This is a genomic window from Streptomyces sp. NPDC043896, from assembly GCF_056435605.1.
The window spans coordinates 144,650-159,672 of record NZ_JBWKEE010000013.1 but is presented as its reverse complement, the minus strand read 5'-3'; the positions used below and the strand labels follow the sequence as shown (position 1 = coordinate 159,672).

General features: G+C 73.1%; 13 protein-coding genes. 7 read left to right on the top strand and 6 right to left on the bottom strand.

Annotation, left to right across the window (positions count from 1 at the left end; all coding sequences use genetic code 11):
- Window positions 1-3 precede the first annotated feature (3 nt).
- On the bottom strand, window positions 4-696 hold the full coding sequence (locus AC069X_RS20615; protein WP_478730046.1) for a demethylmenaquinone methyltransferase: 693 nt from the start codon (window positions 694-696) through the stop codon (window positions 4-6).
- A gap of 179 nt (window positions 697-875) precedes the next feature.
- Between AC069X_RS20615 and AC069X_RS20610 the strand changes: the two genes are divergently transcribed.
- A complete protein-coding gene (locus AC069X_RS20610) occupies window positions 876-1,694 on the top strand; it encodes a DUF3152 domain-containing protein (protein ID WP_478730045.1) in 819 nt (272 codons plus the stop codon).
- Window positions 1,695-1,700: 6 nt separating this feature from the next.
- Here the strand turns inward: AC069X_RS20610 and AC069X_RS20605 are convergent, their stop codons facing one another.
- From AC069X_RS20605 to AC069X_RS20590, 4 genes are all read right to left on the bottom strand, one after another.
- Complete coding sequence (locus AC069X_RS20605; RefSeq protein WP_478730044.1) at window positions 1,701-2,345, bottom strand: imidazolonepropionase-like domain-containing protein; 645 nt, start codon at window positions 2,343-2,345, stop codon at window positions 1,701-1,703.
- Window positions 2,346-2,351: 6 nt separating this feature from the next.
- Window positions 2,352-3,551 (bottom strand): cyclic dehypoxanthinyl futalosine synthase, encoded by a 1,200-nt coding sequence (gene mqnC, locus AC069X_RS20600; protein ID WP_478730043.1) that lies wholly within the window; start codon window positions 3,549-3,551, stop codon window positions 2,352-2,354.
- 85 nt (window positions 3,552-3,636) lie between these two features.
- Window positions 3,637-5,511 carry a serine/threonine-protein kinase gene (locus AC069X_RS20595; RefSeq protein ID WP_478730042.1) on the bottom strand — a complete coding sequence of 625 codons (1,875 nt, stop codon included), beginning with the start codon at window positions 5,509-5,511 and terminating at the stop codon, window positions 3,637-3,639.
- Window positions 5,512-5,718: 207 nt separating this feature from the next.
- On the bottom strand, window positions 5,719-6,582 hold the full coding sequence (locus AC069X_RS20590; RefSeq protein WP_478730041.1) for a menaquinone biosynthetic enzyme MqnA/MqnD family protein: 864 nt from the start codon (window positions 6,580-6,582) through the stop codon (window positions 5,719-5,721).
- A 236-nt stretch (window positions 6,583-6,818) separates the two neighbouring features.
- Between AC069X_RS20590 and AC069X_RS20585 the strand changes: the two genes are divergently transcribed.
- On the top strand, window positions 6,819-7,022 hold the full coding sequence (locus AC069X_RS20585) for a cold-shock protein (protein ID WP_007265804.1): 204 nt from the start codon (window positions 6,819-6,821) through the stop codon (window positions 7,020-7,022).
- 239 nt (window positions 7,023-7,261) lie between these two features.
- Entirely contained in the window at window positions 7,262-7,744 is a 483-nt protein-coding gene (locus AC069X_RS20580) for a hypothetical protein (RefSeq protein WP_478730040.1), read from the top strand.
- Between the two features lie 99 nt (window positions 7,745-7,843).
- On the opposite strand, the gene AC069X_RS20575 is transcribed toward AC069X_RS20580, so the two are convergent.
- Window positions 7,844-9,556: a lytic transglycosylase domain-containing protein gene (locus AC069X_RS20575; RefSeq protein WP_478730039.1), complete on the bottom strand. Its 1,713-nt coding sequence runs from the start codon at window positions 9,554-9,556 to the stop codon at window positions 7,844-7,846.
- Between the two features lie 267 nt (window positions 9,557-9,823).
- Between AC069X_RS20575 and AC069X_RS20570 the strand changes: the two genes are divergently transcribed.
- From AC069X_RS20570 to AC069X_RS20555, 4 genes are all read left to right on the top strand, one after another.
- A complete protein-coding gene (locus tag AC069X_RS20570; protein WP_478730038.1) occupies window positions 9,824-10,627 on the top strand; it encodes a thioredoxin domain-containing protein in 804 nt (267 codons plus the stop codon).
- Window positions 10,628-10,816: 189 nt separating this feature from the next.
- Complete coding sequence (locus AC069X_RS20565) at window positions 10,817-11,479, top strand: hypothetical protein (RefSeq protein WP_478730037.1); 663 nt, start codon at window positions 10,817-10,819, stop codon at window positions 11,477-11,479.
- 105 nt (window positions 11,480-11,584) lie between these two features.
- A complete protein-coding gene (locus AC069X_RS20560) occupies window positions 11,585-12,367 on the top strand; it encodes an SDR family oxidoreductase (protein ID WP_478730036.1) in 783 nt (260 codons plus the stop codon).
- Between the two features lie 40 nt (window positions 12,368-12,407).
- On the top strand, window positions 12,408-14,984 hold the full coding sequence (locus tag AC069X_RS20555) for a bifunctional FO biosynthesis protein CofGH (protein ID WP_478730035.1): 2,577 nt from the start codon (window positions 12,408-12,410) through the stop codon (window positions 14,982-14,984).
- The last annotated feature ends 39 nt before the right edge of the window (window positions 14,985-15,023 follow it).

Genomic DNA, 15,023 nt, shown 5'->3' with positions numbered 1-15,023 from the left:
GGGTTACGCCTTGACTCCGCGGTGCAGCGCCACGATGCCGCCGCTCAGGTTCCGCCAGGCCACCTTCGACCAGCCGGCCTTCCGCAGCAGGCCCGCCAGCGCCGGCTGGTCCGGCCATTCGCGGATGGACTCGGCGAGGTACACGTACGCGTCCGGGTTGGAGGAGACCGCGCGGGCGACGGGCGGCAGGGCGCGCATCAGGTACTCGGTGTACACGGTCCGGAAGGGCGCCCAGGTGGGCTGCGAGAACTCGCTGATCACGACCTGGCCGCCGGGCTTGGTCACCCGGTACATCTCGCGCAGCGCGCCGTCCGTGTCCTGGACGTTGCGCAGCCCGAAGGAGATCGTCACCGTGTCGAAGACGTCGTCCTTGAAGGGCAGCTTCGTCGCGTCGCCCGCCGTCAGCGGCAGCCACGGGTTGCGCTTCTTGCCCTCGCGGAGCATGCCGAGGGAGAAGTCGCAGGGGACGACGTACGCGCCGGTCGCGGCGTACGGGAGGGACGAGGTCGCGGTGCCGGCGGCCAGGTCGAGCACCGTGTGGCCGGGGCGGGCGGCGACGGCCTTGGCGGCCTCCTTGCGCCACAGGCGCGCCTGGCCGAGGGACAGGACGTCGTTGGTGAGGTCGTAGTTCGCGGCCACCCCGTCGAACATGGAGGCGACTTCGTGCGGCTGCTTGTCCAGGGAAGCCCTTGTCACTGGCGTTGGCCCCTCGGTGCTCGGTGTGTCTGCGGCGGACGGGTCGTACCCCGTCATCCTCTCAGGCCGCCACCGCGTCGGCCGCCCCGGCCCGGCCCGGCCCGCCCCGGGCGAAATTCCGGAAGATCAGGACCGGAAACGGGCAGACTGGCCGGGCAATCCGAACAAAGGGACCACTCATGGCGACACGCCGGTCAGTCAAGGCACGACGGGCCGCACGGCGCAGGCGACTGCGCCGCACGGTCCTGGGCTCCATGGCGTTGGCGGCACTCTCCGCGGCCGCCTACTGGCTCGGGCTGGAGAGGGGATCCGCCACCGCCGGCCGGGGCGGCCCGCCCCCGTCGGCCGAGCGGGCGGCCCCGGCCGCACCCGCGGCTCCGGACCCTCCCCCCGCCCCGAGCCCGTCCCCGAGCCCGTCCCCGAGCCCGAGCGCGTCCGCGGCGTCCGGGGTGTTCACCGCCTCCTCCACCGCCGGCCGTTCCCAGGGCCAGGGGCGCCCGCTGCGCTGGCGGGTGGAGACGGAGAACGGCAGCGGCGTCGACCCGGACTCCGCCGCCCGGACCGTCGAGGCGATACTCGGGGACCGGCGCGGGTGGATACGCGACCCCGCGTACGGATTCCGGCTGGCCGGCCGCGGCGAACCCGTGGACTTCACCGTGAAGATCGCCACGCCCGCCACCACCGACCGGCTGTGCGAGGTGACCACCCCCGAGCTGATCGGGGAGACCAACTGCCAGGCCCACCACACCATCGTGGTGAACCTCAAGCGCTGGCAGGAGGGGTCGCCGAAGTTCCGGGGCACGGCCGCCGAGTACCGGGCGCTGATCGTCAACCACGAGGTGGGCCACGAACTGGGCCGCGGCCACGAGACCTGCCCCCGTCCCGGCGCCCCCGCCCCGGCGATGATGCAGCAGATCAAGGGCCTCCACGGATGCACGTCGAACGCCTGGCCGTACACCGCCGGCGGGACCTACCTCGCCGGACCGCAGGTCCCCTGAGGCGTCTCAGCGGCGCCGGTGCAGCAGCCGGCCCGCGATGACCGTGGCCACGCACGTGGTCGCGCCGCGCTCCAGCAGTTCGGCCTCGTCCGCCACCGCGAAGACCGCGAACCGGGCCGGGGCACCCGCCTCCAGGACCCCGTGGAACGCCTGCCCGGCGGACTCCCGGCCGGTGAGCGGGTCCGGGGCGGGCGCGCCCTCGTACGGGGCCGGCGGGACCACCGTCAGGCCCGAGCGGGTCACCGCCGTGCGGACGGAGGCGACGGTGAAGCGCCCGGCCACCGCGACCACCCCGCGCGCCAGCAGCTTCTGCGTGCCCCGCCGGGCGCTGTTGCCCCAGCGGGCCTCGGTCATCTTCAGCGCGTCCAGCGCCTCGGCCCCGGTGATCGGGTCGGCGCCGAGCTCGGTGACCTCGTACGGGTCGTCCGGGTAGTACGTGCGCTCCAGCAGCTCGTCCGCCCCGCGCGCGAGCAGTCCCGGGGTGAGCACCCCGGGCCAGCGGCGGACCCGGGCGTGCGGCGCGGACGCGCCGAGTTCCGCGTACGGGCCGGTGCGGACGATCCGGTCGCCCTCGACCAGGACCGCGCCGCCCTTCAGCGGTGCGCAGCCCGGGCCGGTCACGAGCAGGTCGGCGGTGTGCAGGGTCAGCATCGAGCGTCAGTTCGTGGAGATGAGCTTCAGCTCGGGGTGCGCGGTGCCCCCCTCGATGGCGGTCGAGGAGATGTGCGAGACCACGCGGTCGTCGACGGGGTCGTTGGCCGGGTCGTCGTGGACCAGGAGGTGTTCGTACGTGGTCGCGCGCTGCGCGGGGACGCGGCCGGCCTTGCGGATCAGGTCGATGATCTCCTGGCGGTTCGAGCGGTGCTTGGCACCGGCCGAGGAGACCACGTTCTCCTCCAGCATGATCGAGCCGAGGTCGTCGGCGCCGTAGTGGAGGGCGAGCTGGCCCGCCTCCTTGCCGACGGTGAGCCAGGAGCCCTGGATGTGCGCGATGTTGTCGAGGAAGAGCCGCGCGATCGCGATCATGCGCAGGTACTCGAAGACGGTCGCCTGGGTCCGGCCCTTGAGGTGGTTGTTCTCGGGCTGGTACGTGTACGGGATGAAGGCGCGGAAGCCGCCGGTGCGGTCCTGCGTGTCCCGGATCATCGCGATGTGCTCGATGCGCTCGGCGTTGGTCTCGCCGGTGCCCATCAGCATGGTGGAGGTGGACTCCACACCCAGCTTGTGGGCGATCTCCATGATCTCCAGCCAGCGCTCGCCGGACTCCTTCAGCGGGGCGATCGCCTTGCGCGGCCGCTCCGGGAGCAGTTCGGCGCCGGCGCCGGCGAAGGAGTCGAGGCCGGCGGCGTGGATGCGCTCGATGGCCTCCTCGGCGGAGACGCCGGAGATGCGGGCCATGTGCTCGACCTCGGACGCGCCGAGGGAGTGGATGACCAGCTGCGGGAAGGCCTTCTTGATCGCCGAGAAGTGGTGCTCGTAGTACTCGACGCCGTAGTCCGGGTGGTGCCCGCCCTGGAACATGATCTGCGTGCCGCCCAGCTCGACGGTCTCCGCGCAGCGGCGCAGGATGTCGTCGAGGTCGCGGGACCAGCCCTTCTTCGTGTCCTTGGGGGCCGCGTAGAAGGCGCAGAACTTGCAGGCCGTGACGCACACGTTGGTGTAGTTGATGTTGCGCTCGATGATGTACGTCGCGATGTGCTCCGTACCGGCGTAGCGGCGGCGGCGCACCGCGTCGGCGGCCTGCCCGAGGGCGTGCAGCGGGGCGTGCCGGTAGAGGTCGAGGGCCTCTTCCTTGGTGATCCGGCCCCCTGCGGCGGCGCGGTCGAGGACGGACTGGAGTGCGGCCAGGTCGGTCACCGGGGGATCACCTTTCGGCGGTGTGTCAAGGGTCCGGACCGATCCAGCCTACGCCAGGGGCCGTGGGCCGCCGTCAGGGCGGGGGTCAGGGGCTGCGGGTGAGGTCTCCCTCGGGGTAGCCGGCGGGCTCGTCGCCCGACTTGTAGTGCAGGGTTCCGTCGGCGTTGAGGGTGAAGCGCTCGTTGGGGGAGCCGTTGGCGCAGATGCCGGGGGCCGGGTTGGGGCCGCCGGCGGTGTCGAGGACGAGGGAGCGGTCGGTGGCGGAGGCGAGCTTCCAGTCGCCGCTGCAGTCGGTACGGGTGCCGAGCAGGTCGATGACCGACTTGTCCCGGCCGACGACCTCGCCGGTCTTGCCGGCCTTGATGGTGATCTCGAACCTGCTGGCCACGCCCAGGCGGGCGGTGGTGACCGTGCCCTTCCAGGTGCCGATGAGCTCCTTGGGCACGTCGCCGCGGGTGCCCTTGGGCGGGGCCGACGCGGAGGCCGACCCGGAGGCCGACGGCTCGGCGGCGTCCGGCGCGGAGGCGGCCGGGGCCGGGGTGGAGGGCTTCGCACCGCCCGAGGCCGAGTCCCGGGTGGTCCCCTGGCCCGGCAGCAGGCCGAGCCCGTACAGCCCGCCGGACAGCGCCGCCAGCACGGCGGCCGCGCCGAGCACGAGGGTGCAGCTGAAGCGGCGGCCGGCCGCGTTGAGGGTGACCCCGCGGCCGCCGCCGTCGGGGGCGCTCCGCGGCTGCGGCACACCGCCGCCCGTCTGGCCGGCGGTCTCGGTCGGGGCGCCGTACACGCCGCCGCCGGCGTACCCGCCCGGGGTTCCGTACGAGGGGTCCGGCGTGCCGAAGCCGGCGCCGGCCGCCCCGCCGGAGGACCCTGCCGTGAACGGCACCGGCCCCGAGCCGGAGCCGTACGGGCCCGCGCCGAAGCCGGCGCCGCTGGAGGGTCCGCCGCCGAAGCCGGGACCGGGCCCCGTGCCGCCCGCCGTCGCGGGCCCGGCGGCGTGGCCGGCCCCGGCGGACGCCCCCGGGCCGAAGCCGGACCGCGTCCCGGACCCGGTCCCGGAGACGTCACCGGAGGTGTCGGCGTCCAGGTCCAGCAGGGCCACCGCCGCCCGGCTCGCCTCCTCCACCAGTGGCGCCGGAAGCCACCCGGGCGCGCCGAGGGCGCCGCCCAGGGCCGCCGCGACGGCCTCGGGTGCCGGGCGCTCGGCAGCCGTCTTGGCCAGGCAGGAACGGACCAGCTCGCGCAGCTCCCCGGCGGGGAGCCCGTCCAGCTCCGGCGGCTCGTGGACCACCTTGTAGAGGAGGGTCGCGGAGTTGTCCCCGCTGAAGGGCGGCCGGCCGGTCGCCGAGAAGGCGAGGACCGCGCCCAGCGAGAACACGTCCGACGCGCCGGTCACGCCCTTGCCGAGGATCTGCTCCGGGGACATGTAGCCGGGCGAGCCGACGGAGACCCCGGTGGAGGTCAGGGAGGCCGTGCCGTCGGTGGCCCGGGCGATGCCGAAGTCGATCAGCCGCGGCCCGTCCAGGGTCAGCATCACGTTGGAGGGCTTCACGTCCCGGTGTACGAGGCCCAGCCCGTGCACCGCCACCAGCGCGCGGGCCAGCCCGGCACCGACCGCCCGCACCGAGGCCTCGGGCAGCGGCCCGTGCCCGGCCACGGCCCGGTCGAGGGAGGGGCCCGCCACGTACCCGGTCGCCACCCACGGCACGGGCGCCTCCGGGTCGGCGTCCAGCACGGGCGCGGTCCACTCCCCGCCGACCCGCCGGGCGGCCTCCACCTCGCGGCGGAAGCGGGCGCGGAACTCCGTGTCGGAGGCGAAGTGCGGGTGCACGATCTTGACGGCGACGGTCCTGCCGCCGGCGCTGCGCCCCAGATAGACCCGGCCCATGCCGCCGGCGCCGAGCCGGCCGAGCAGCCGGTAAGCACCGATGGTGCGCGGCTCGCCGGCTTCGAGCGGCTGCATCGCGTCCCCCGTCCCCCGAGATCCGTGTTTGTGCGAACAGACAGCACCTTAGGGGGTGACGGGGGCCCGCTCCCGCCGAATACCTTCCGCTTCCCCCGTCGACGTTCGCATTCGCCTTCGAGTGACGTGAATACGAAAGGGGACCGAATTCCCGGCAAACGGAACATTCCCCTGGGGAGAAGCGGAAGATCGTCGGTGATTTCGTGATCAGCGATCTGGCGTGGACACCTTCAACAGCTGCACGGCGACATCCGCGTCGTACCCGGTGTCCGCTCCGGTACGGCGGGCGAATTCGCGTACGCCGGCCAGTTGGTCGGCGCCGAAGCGGAAGTCGAGGGTGGTGAAGTAGCGCTGGAGGAGCCCGGCGTCGAAGGCCTCCCAGCGGGCCGCCTGCTCGGCGACCTTGACGACCTCTTCCAGGGAGACGTCGCGGGAGGCGAGGAAGGCCTCGTGGATCTCCCGCACGAGGACGGGCTCGCGCTCCAGGTAGTCCTTGCGGGCGGCCCAGAGGGCGAAGACGAAGGGCAGTCCCGTCCAGTCCTTCCACATCTGGCCCAGGTCGTGCACGGCCAGCCCGAGGCGGGGCGCGTCGTGCAGCGAGGCGCGCAGCGCGGCGTCCCCGATCAGCACCGCCGCGTCGGCCTCCTGCATCATCAGCCCCAGGTCAGGGGGGCAGGTGAAGTAGTCGGGCCGCACGCCGTACCGCTCGGCGAGGAGCAGCTGGGCCAGGCGTACGGAGGTGCGGGAGGTCGAGCCGAGGGCGACGCGGGCGCCGTCCAGCCGCTCCAGCGGAACCTGCGAGACGATCACGCAGGACATGACGGGGCCGTCGCAGCCGACCGCCAGGTCGGGGAAGGCCACGAGCCGGTCGGCGTTGCGGAGGAACTCGACGAGGGTGATGGGGCCGATGTCGAGATCGCCCTGGACGAGCCGCTCGCTCAGCTTCTCGGGGGTGTCCTTGGTCAGCTCCATGTCCAGCAGCGTGCCGGTTCGGGCCAGCCCCCAGTAGAGGGGCAGGCAGTTCAGGAACTGGATGTGGCCGACACGGGGCCGGCTGCGATAGACGTCCACATCGCGAGACTAGCCGCGGTTCTCCGTCAGCGATCGAGCGGGCCTCAAACGTCCGGGTGACGTGATCTTTCCCTCTGGTCTCGGCCCGAGGGTGCGTGCTAGGCTCGACGCAAGTTGCAGTTTGGTTTCCCTTGCAGTACGAGGCCTGCGGAGCATGTAACCCGCAGGCTTTTGTAGTTTTCAGACTTCTTAGCAGGTTCTGGAGCAGGGCGACCCTTTGGCCCATAGGAGGGCTCATGGCTACCGGAACCGTGAAGTGGTTCAACGCTGAAAAGGGCTTCGGCTTCATCGCCCAGGACGGCGGCGGCCCGGATGTCTTCGTCCACTACTCCGCGATCAACGCCTCTGGCTTCCGCTCCCTCGAGGAGAACCAGCAGGTCAACTTCGACGTCACGCAGGGCCCGAAGGGTCCGCAGGCGGAGAACGTCACCCCGGCCTAGTCGCCAGGCCGACCGGATCGCGGTCGGATTCGCAGTACCCAAGGAGCCCTGCCCTCCTCCGTGCGAGCGGAGGGGGCGGGGCTCCTGCCTTTTTCCGTGCGGACCTCCGGCGGCAGCGCCGTTCGGGGCGTGCCGTTGGTCTCCCTGAGTGACCGTTCATCACGGTATGTGTGCATTTCGTCTGGCTCGGGGATGGTCGGTCCTGGTACGAGGCCGCCACGGGAAAGGACGCACAGCACATGAGGAAGCTCGCTTGGGCCGCACGAGGTATCTCCGCCGCTACGGGGGCCCTGCTCCTCGGAGCCCTGATGGTCCCGTCCGCGGCGGCCTCCGGTGGCCCGACCCCGGAGCCGGAGCACGGCAAGAAGAAGTGCGGGCCGGTCGCGCGGCACGTCGCCTCCGCCGCACCCGACTTCTCCTTCGCGCTCGGCACGGTGTTCCGCCTGGCGACCGACCGGGACGGGCACGCCTTCCTCAACGACAGCCGCAACCAGGGCGTGTGGATCGACCTGAAGGTGGTCCCGAACGCGCCGAAGTGCGTCGTGGACGTGGCCGTCTCCGTGGAGGAGAACAGCGGCGGCAGGCTCACGCTCTCCCTGCTCAGCAAGAGCGGGGTGATCTACGAGGCCCGCTGCACCACCAGCTCGACGGCCTTCAGCCCGACCAACCTGCCGGGTACCTGCGGCGTCGGCTTCCAGGCCCTCCAGGCCACCCCCGTCTGACGCCCCCCGTCCGACGCCCCCGTCGGACACCGCCGTACGCGACGCAGCGGCCGGCCGCGCCCAGCGCGGCCGGCCGTTCCGCGTCGGCGGGGACCCCGGTCAGGCCTGCGGGGCGGCGGCCGCGGTGATCTCGACGGCGACGATCAGCTCGACCCCGTCCGCCGTGCGCAGCCGCAGGTGGTACGTGCCCGCCGGGACGCCCGTGGTGAGCAGCTCGGGGAGGGCGGCCTTGCCGTCGGTGCCGGTCCTGGGCAGCGCCTTCGTGAAGAGCTTCTCCTCGGCCGTCGCCCCCTGGAACCAGGGACCCTTGGCGGTGGCCGGGTCGACGGGGGTCCAGGCGCCGCCCTTCTTCTCGACGAGCGCGGCGGTGATCTGGGCGCCCACCATCGGCTGGTCGCCCCGGGCGATGAGGTACTCCAGGCCCGTGACCGGGGTGCCCGCGGCCACCCGTACCGCCTTGGTGCCGGTGATCACGACCGGCTTCTCGGCCGGCTTCGCGGTGGTCTTGCCGTCCACGGCGACGGTGAACTGGCTCTTGGCGTCGTAGGCGGTGGCCCGCAGGGTGAAGGTGCCCGCCCGCGGTCCGGCCTTGAGCCGGGGTGCGGTGGCGATGCCCTGGGCGTCGGTACGGACGACCACGCTCGACTCGTTGCCGAAGACGAAGCCCGTGCCGCCGGTGGTGTCCTGCTCGACGGCGACGACGACGGCCTGGCCGGCGGCCGGCTTGCCGTCGCTGAGGAACGCCTTGAAGCTGACGCCGTCCGCGAAGAGGCTGCCGGCCTCGGCCTCCAGCTTCGCGCTGCCGACACGCTCCAGCTTGGCCAGCGTGGCGGGTGCCGGGGTCGGCTTGGAGGGCTCGGGCGTGGGCGTCGGCTTCGAGGGTTCCGGCTTCGGGTTCGGGGTCTGGTTGCCGGGGTTGCCGGGGTTGCTCGGGTTGCCCGGGTTGGACGGCTTCGTGGCCGGCGGCTGCGGGGTGGGGACGCGCGGGGTGGGGATGGTCGGCGTGGGCGGCGTCGGGTAGGTGCCGACGGGCGGGTTCGGGATCCCGGCGGTGCCGTCCTGCTGGTACTGGCGCATGTAGCCGAGGACGGAGTTCACGTACTCGCGCGACTGGTTGTAGCTGAGGATCGCCCGGTCGAGGTCGGCGGCGTTCGAGAGGTCCTTGCCGCCGGAGCAGAGGTAGAGGCCCGCGCCGAGCGCCGCGTCGTAGATGTTGTTCGCGTCGCGCTTGCCGTCGCCGTTTCCGTCGGCCTTCCAGGTGGCCCAGGTGGAGGGGATGAACTGGAGGGGGCCGAAGGCCCGGTCGAACTCGGTGTCGCCGTCGAACTCGCCCTTGTCGGTGTCGAGGATCTTCGCGAAGCCGTTGCCGTCCAGGCGCGGGCCGCGGATCTGCTTCTCCGTGGTGCCGTCGGACTTGAGTCCGTAGCCGGAGGCGTGCACCGACTCGACGCGGCCGATGGCGGCGACCAGCTGCCAGGGCAGCTTGCACTTGGGCAGGGCGGCGGCCACGGCCACCTCGGTGCGCTTGTAGGCGTCGAGGGCGGTCGCGGGTATGCCGGAGGCCCCCTCGGCCGTCGTACCGCCGGCGCCGGCGGCGGGCGGGACCACCGGGTCCGCGAGCTGACCCGGCAGGTCGAGGCGGGCGTCACCGCGGTCGGCGGCCTGCGGGCTGTCGGGGGTGGGCTCGGCCTCTCCGGCGCCGGCGACCGGGGTGTTGGTCACGACGGCGGCGGTGGTCAGGCTGGCCGCGAGGGCGGCCGTGCACAGGACCTTGCGCGAGGTGTTGACTACATGGCGGTGAAGCGGCTTCACGGTGCGGCGATCCCCCCAAGGCGGCCGTCAAAGGCGTGCGGCCGGTCGGGCCGCGATTGTTCTGTCTATCAGGTATTCCGATACGACTCACCCCCGCCCCCGCAGATATGACGCACCATTCGTCTCGGCTTCACCCGCCTGTGACCCAGGACGTCCAGCCCTGTTCCGGCGGCCTTGCGGCCCGGCCCGGGAGGGGACCTTCGACCTTGCCCGCAATACCCCAAAGGCCCGTACTGGCCCGGCTCGTTGCTCTTTATCCTGGTTGTCATGGCGAGCAGCAGCAAGAAGGACCACCGCCGCGAGGCCCGGGAGCGGCTCCGGGCGGAGCGGGAGGCCGAGGCCCGGCGGGCACGGCTGCGCGGACGGCTGCTCGTCGGGGGCGCGCTGGCGGCGGTGCTGGCGGTCGCGGCCGGCGTGGGCGTGTACGCGGCGGGGCGGTCCGGCCCGGGGGTGAGCGAGGCGGCCGGGAAGCCCTTCGTGCGGCCCGCGCACACCAGCGGCGAGGACGGGGTGGTGGTCCCGTACGGCAGGGCGGACGCGAAGGACGTGGTGTCCGTGTGGCTGGATCCGCGCTGTCCTTTCTGCGCCAACGTGGAGACGGGGCTCGGCCCGGCCCTGAAGGAGCAGGCGGACGCCGGGACCTACCGGGTCGAGTACCACTTCGCGACCTTCCTGGACGGGGGCCTGGGCGGCAAGGGCTCCAAGCGCGCGCTGAACGCGCTGGGCGCGGCGGTGAACGAGGGCCCCGGGAAGTTCGTGGACTACCTCCGGGTGCTCTACGGAAACCATCCGCGCGAGGAGACAGACGACAGGTTCGGCTCGACGGCCACCCTGCTGGACCTGGCCGGGCAGGTGCCGGGGCTGCGGACGCCGGACTTCGACCGGGCGGTCGAGGAGCTCTCGTACATGCCGTGGGTGGACAAGGTGTCGAAGGCCTTCGGCGAGAGCGGCAAGAAGGGCACCCCGGTGGTGGAGGTCAACGGCAAGGAGGTGGCGGCGCTGTCGGGCCGGGGCGAGGCGGTCTCCCCGGAGGTCTTCGCCCAACTGGTCGCGGCGAACCGGAAGTCCTGAAACGTAACAAGGGCTGTCACAAGGGCCTGGTACGTTTCAGGCCAATCGAGCGCACTGGTGTTCGGCACCCCTCTTCCGTGGGACCTTCCGTGAGAACGCCCGGAAGCGGAAACGGAACCGGAACCGGAACCGGTCCGGGGGGCCCGCCGGTCGCCGCTGCCTGCCGCCGCCGATCCCGAAGGCCCTTCCATGAGCACTCCGCCGCCGAACCCCTACTCCGGAGCCCCCGTTCCGCCCGGCCCGCACCCCGGCGCCCCGGCCGGGCAGAACCCGTACGGGCAGCCTCCGGCGGGGCAGAACCCGTACGGCCAGAACCCGTACGGCCCGCAGGGCGCGGGCGGTTACCCCGCCCACCCGGCCCCGGGCCACCCCGCCCCGGGCCACCCCGCCCCCGGCTACCCACAGCAGGCGCAGCACCCGCAGTACGCCGCCCCGTACCCGCACGCGCAGGCGCCGGGCTGCCGCCAGTGCGGGGCTCCGGAGACGGCGAACTTCGCGGTGCGCGCGCACGTCGGCGTACTGATCCTGATGCGCTTCCACACCCTCAACGGCCCCTTCTGTCGCCGCTGCGCCCGGTCGCTGATCCGCACCATGACCACCAAGACCCTGTGCCAGGGCTGGTGGAGCCCCTTCTCCCTGGTGATCTTCACGCCGTTCACGCTGCTGTGGAACCTGTTCGCGGCGATGAAGTACGCCAAGCTCCCGCAGCCGACCCCCGCGCCGGGCCGCCGGCCGCTGGAGGAGGGGCCGCCGGTGCACACGCGCCCGCTGGCCTACGTGGCGATCATCCCGCTGCTCTGGGCGACCTGGGTCGCCGTGAACATCTTCCTGGACGTGAGCGGCCGCCGCTGAGATCGCCGGCGCTCCCCCGGCCCCGCACCCCTTCCCACCGGCGCCCCGCACCCCTACCCTGACGGACCGTCAGATCTGTTGGTCCGAGCCGCCAGGGGGCGCGTGATGCTGCTGCGAGGGAAGACCGTCGTCGTCTCCGGTGTGGGGGCCGGGCTCGGCCACCAGGTGGCCGCCGCCGTCGTGCGCGACGGCGGCAACGCCGTCCTCGGGGCGCGCACCGAGGCCAACCTGGCCAAGACCGCCGCCGAGATCGACCCCGACGGCGCCCACACCGCCCACCTGCCCACCGACATCTCCGACGAGCGGCAGTGCGAGGCCCTCGCCGCGCTCGCCGCCGAGCGCTTCGGCGGCATCGACGCCGTCGTGCACGTCGCCGCCTGGGACTCGTACTTCGGCGGCCTGGAGGACGCCGACTTCGGGACCTGGCAGCAGATCCTCGACGTCAACCTCCTCGGCACCCTGCGCATGACCCGCGCCTGCCTGCCCGGCCTCAAGGCGGGCGGCGGCTCCGTCGTCTTCATCGGCACCCAGTCCGCCGTCGCCGCGCCCAACGAGGTCCGCCAGGCCGCCTACGCCGCCTCCAAAGGCGCGCTGACCTCCGCCATGTACTCCCTGGCCCGCGAGCTCGGCCCGCACCGGATCCGCGTCAACACCGTGCTGCCCGGCTGGATGTGGGGCCCGCCCGTCCAGGCCTTCGTCACCTTCACCGCCCACACCGAGGGCGTCCCCGAGTCCGAGGTCCACCAGCGCCTCACCGAGCGGATGGCCCTGCCCGACCTCGCCACCGACGGGGACGTCGCCGACGCCGCCGTCTTCCTCGCCTCCGACCGGGCCCGGGCGATAACCGGCCAGTCTCTGCTGGTCAACGCCGGTGAGCTGATGCGATGACGCCCTCCACCCGTGTCCGGGCGGATCGTATGCTCGCCACATGACCACTCCGAGTGACGCCCCGACCGACAACGCGATGCGCCGTGCGCTGCGGCGGGCCCGCGACGGCGTCGCGCTCGACGCCGCCGAGGCGGCCGTGCTCCTCCAGGCCCGCGGCGCGGCCCTGGAGGACCTGACCGCCTCCGCCGCCCGGGTCCGCGACGCGGGCCTGGAAGCCGCGGGCCGGCCGGGCGTGATCACGTACTCGAAGAGCGTGTTCATCCCCCTGACCCGGCTGTGCCGCGACAAGTGCCACTACTGCACCTTCGCCACCGTCCCCGGCAAGCTGCGCCGCGCCGGGCACGGGATGTACATGTCCCCGGACGAGGTCCTCGACATCGCCCGCCGCGGTGCGGCCCTCGGCTGCAAGGAAGCCCTCATCACCCTCGGGGACAAGCCCGAGGACCGCTGGCCCGAGGCCCGCGAGTGGCTGGAGGCACAGGGCTACGACGACACGATCTCCTACGTGCGGGCCATCTCCATCCGCATCCTGGAGGAGACCGGGCTGCTGCCCCACCTCAACCCCGGCGTGATGACCTGGTCCGACTTCCAGCGGCTCAAGCCCGTCGCCCCCTCCATGGGGATGATGCTGGAGACCACCGCCACCCGCCTGTGGTCGGAGCCCGGCGGCCCGCACCACGGCTCCCCCGACAAGGAGCCCGCCGTCCGGCTGCGCGTCCTGGAGGACGCCGGCCGCTCCTCGGTCCCCTTCACCTCCGGGCTGCTGATCGGCATCGGCGAGACGTACGAGGAGCGCGCCGAGTCGCTCTTCGCGCTGCGCCGGATCTCCCGGGCCTACCACGGGATCCAGGAGCTGATCATCCAGAACTTCCGCGCCAAGCCGGACACGGCGATGCGCGGCATGCCGGACGCCGAGCTGGACGACCTCGTCGCCACCGTCGCCGTCGCACGGCACATCATGGGCCCCTCGGCCTGCCTCCAGGCCCCGCCCAACCTGGTCGACGGGGAGTACGCCCGGCTGATCGGCGCCGGCGTCGACGACTGGGGCGGCGTCTCCCCGCTCACCCCCGACCACGTGAACCCCGAGCGGCCCTGGCCCCAGATCGACCTGCTGGCCGAGCGGTCGGCGGCGGCCGGTTTCGAGCTCCGCGAACGGCTCTGCGTCTACCCGGAGTTCGTGCAGCGGGGCGAACCGTGGCTGGACCCCCGGCTGCTGCCGCACGTACGGGCCCTCGCGGACCCGGAGACGGGGCTCGCCGCCCCGGACGCCGTCGTCGAGGGGCACCCGTGGCAGGAGCCGGACGACTCCTTCGCCTCCTACGGGCGCACCGACCTGCACACCGCCATCGACTCCGAGGGCCGCACCGGCGACCGCCGCGAGGACTTCGACCACGTCTACGGCGACTGGGAGGCCCTGCGCGAGGCGGCGGCCCCCGGCATGGTCCCCGAGCGCATCGACACCGACGTACGGGCCGCCCTGGCGCAGGCCGCCGACGACCCGGAGAAGCTCACCGACGACCAGGCCCTGGCCCTGCTGCACGCGGACGGGCCGGCCCTGGACGCGCTGTGCCGGATCGCGGACGACCTGCGCCGGTCGGTGGTGGGCGACGACGTCACGTACGTCGTCACGCGGAACATCAACTTCACCAACGTCTGCTACACCGGCTGCCGCTTCTGCGCCTTCGCGCAGCGCCGCACCGACGCCGACGCCTACACCCTGTCCCTGGAACAGGTCGCCGACCGCGCGGCCCAGGCCTGGGACGTCGGCGCGGTCGAGGTGTGCATGCAGGGCGGCATCCACCCGGACCTGCCGGGGACGGCGTACTTCGACATCGCGCGGGCCGTGAAGGAGCGGGTCCCGGGGATGCACGTGCACGCCTTCTCCCCGATGGAGGTCGTCAACGGCGCCACCCGCACCGGGATGTCCGTACGGGACTGGCTGACGGCCGCCAAGGAGGCCGGGCTGGACTCCATCCCGGGTACGGCGGCGGAGATCCTCGACGACGAGGTCCGCTGGGTGCTGACCAAGGGCAAGCTGCCGACGGCCGACTGGATCGAGGTCGTCACGACGGCCCACGAGCTGGGCATCCGCTCCTCCTCCACCATGATGTACGGGCACGTGGACCAGCCCCGGCACTGGCTCGGCCACTTCCGCACCCTCTCCCGCATCCAGCAGCGGACGGGGGGCTTCACGGAGTTCGTGACGCTGCCCTTCATCCACACCAACGCCCCCGTCTACCTGGCGGGCATCGCCCGGCCCGGGCCGACGGTCCGCGACAACCGGGCGGTCACGGCGATGGCCCGGCTGCTGCTCCACCCGCACATCCCCAACATCCAGACGAGCTGGGTGAAGCTGGGCGCGGAGGGCGCTGCCGAGATGCTCCGCTCCGGGGCCAACGACCTGGGCGGGACCCTGATGGAGGAGACCATCTCCCGCATGGCCGGGTCGAGTTACGGCTCGTACAAGTCCGTCCGGGACCTGGTCGCGGTCGCGGAGGCGGCGGGCCGGCCCGCGAAGGCCCGCACCACGCTGTACGGGGAGGTGCCGCAGGAGCGCCAGGACGCGGCCCGCGCCTCGGACGGCCACCTGCCGGAGCTGCTGCCGGTGGTGGAGTGAGAACGGGAGCGGGGCCCGTCCGCGCGGGGGCCCCGCTCG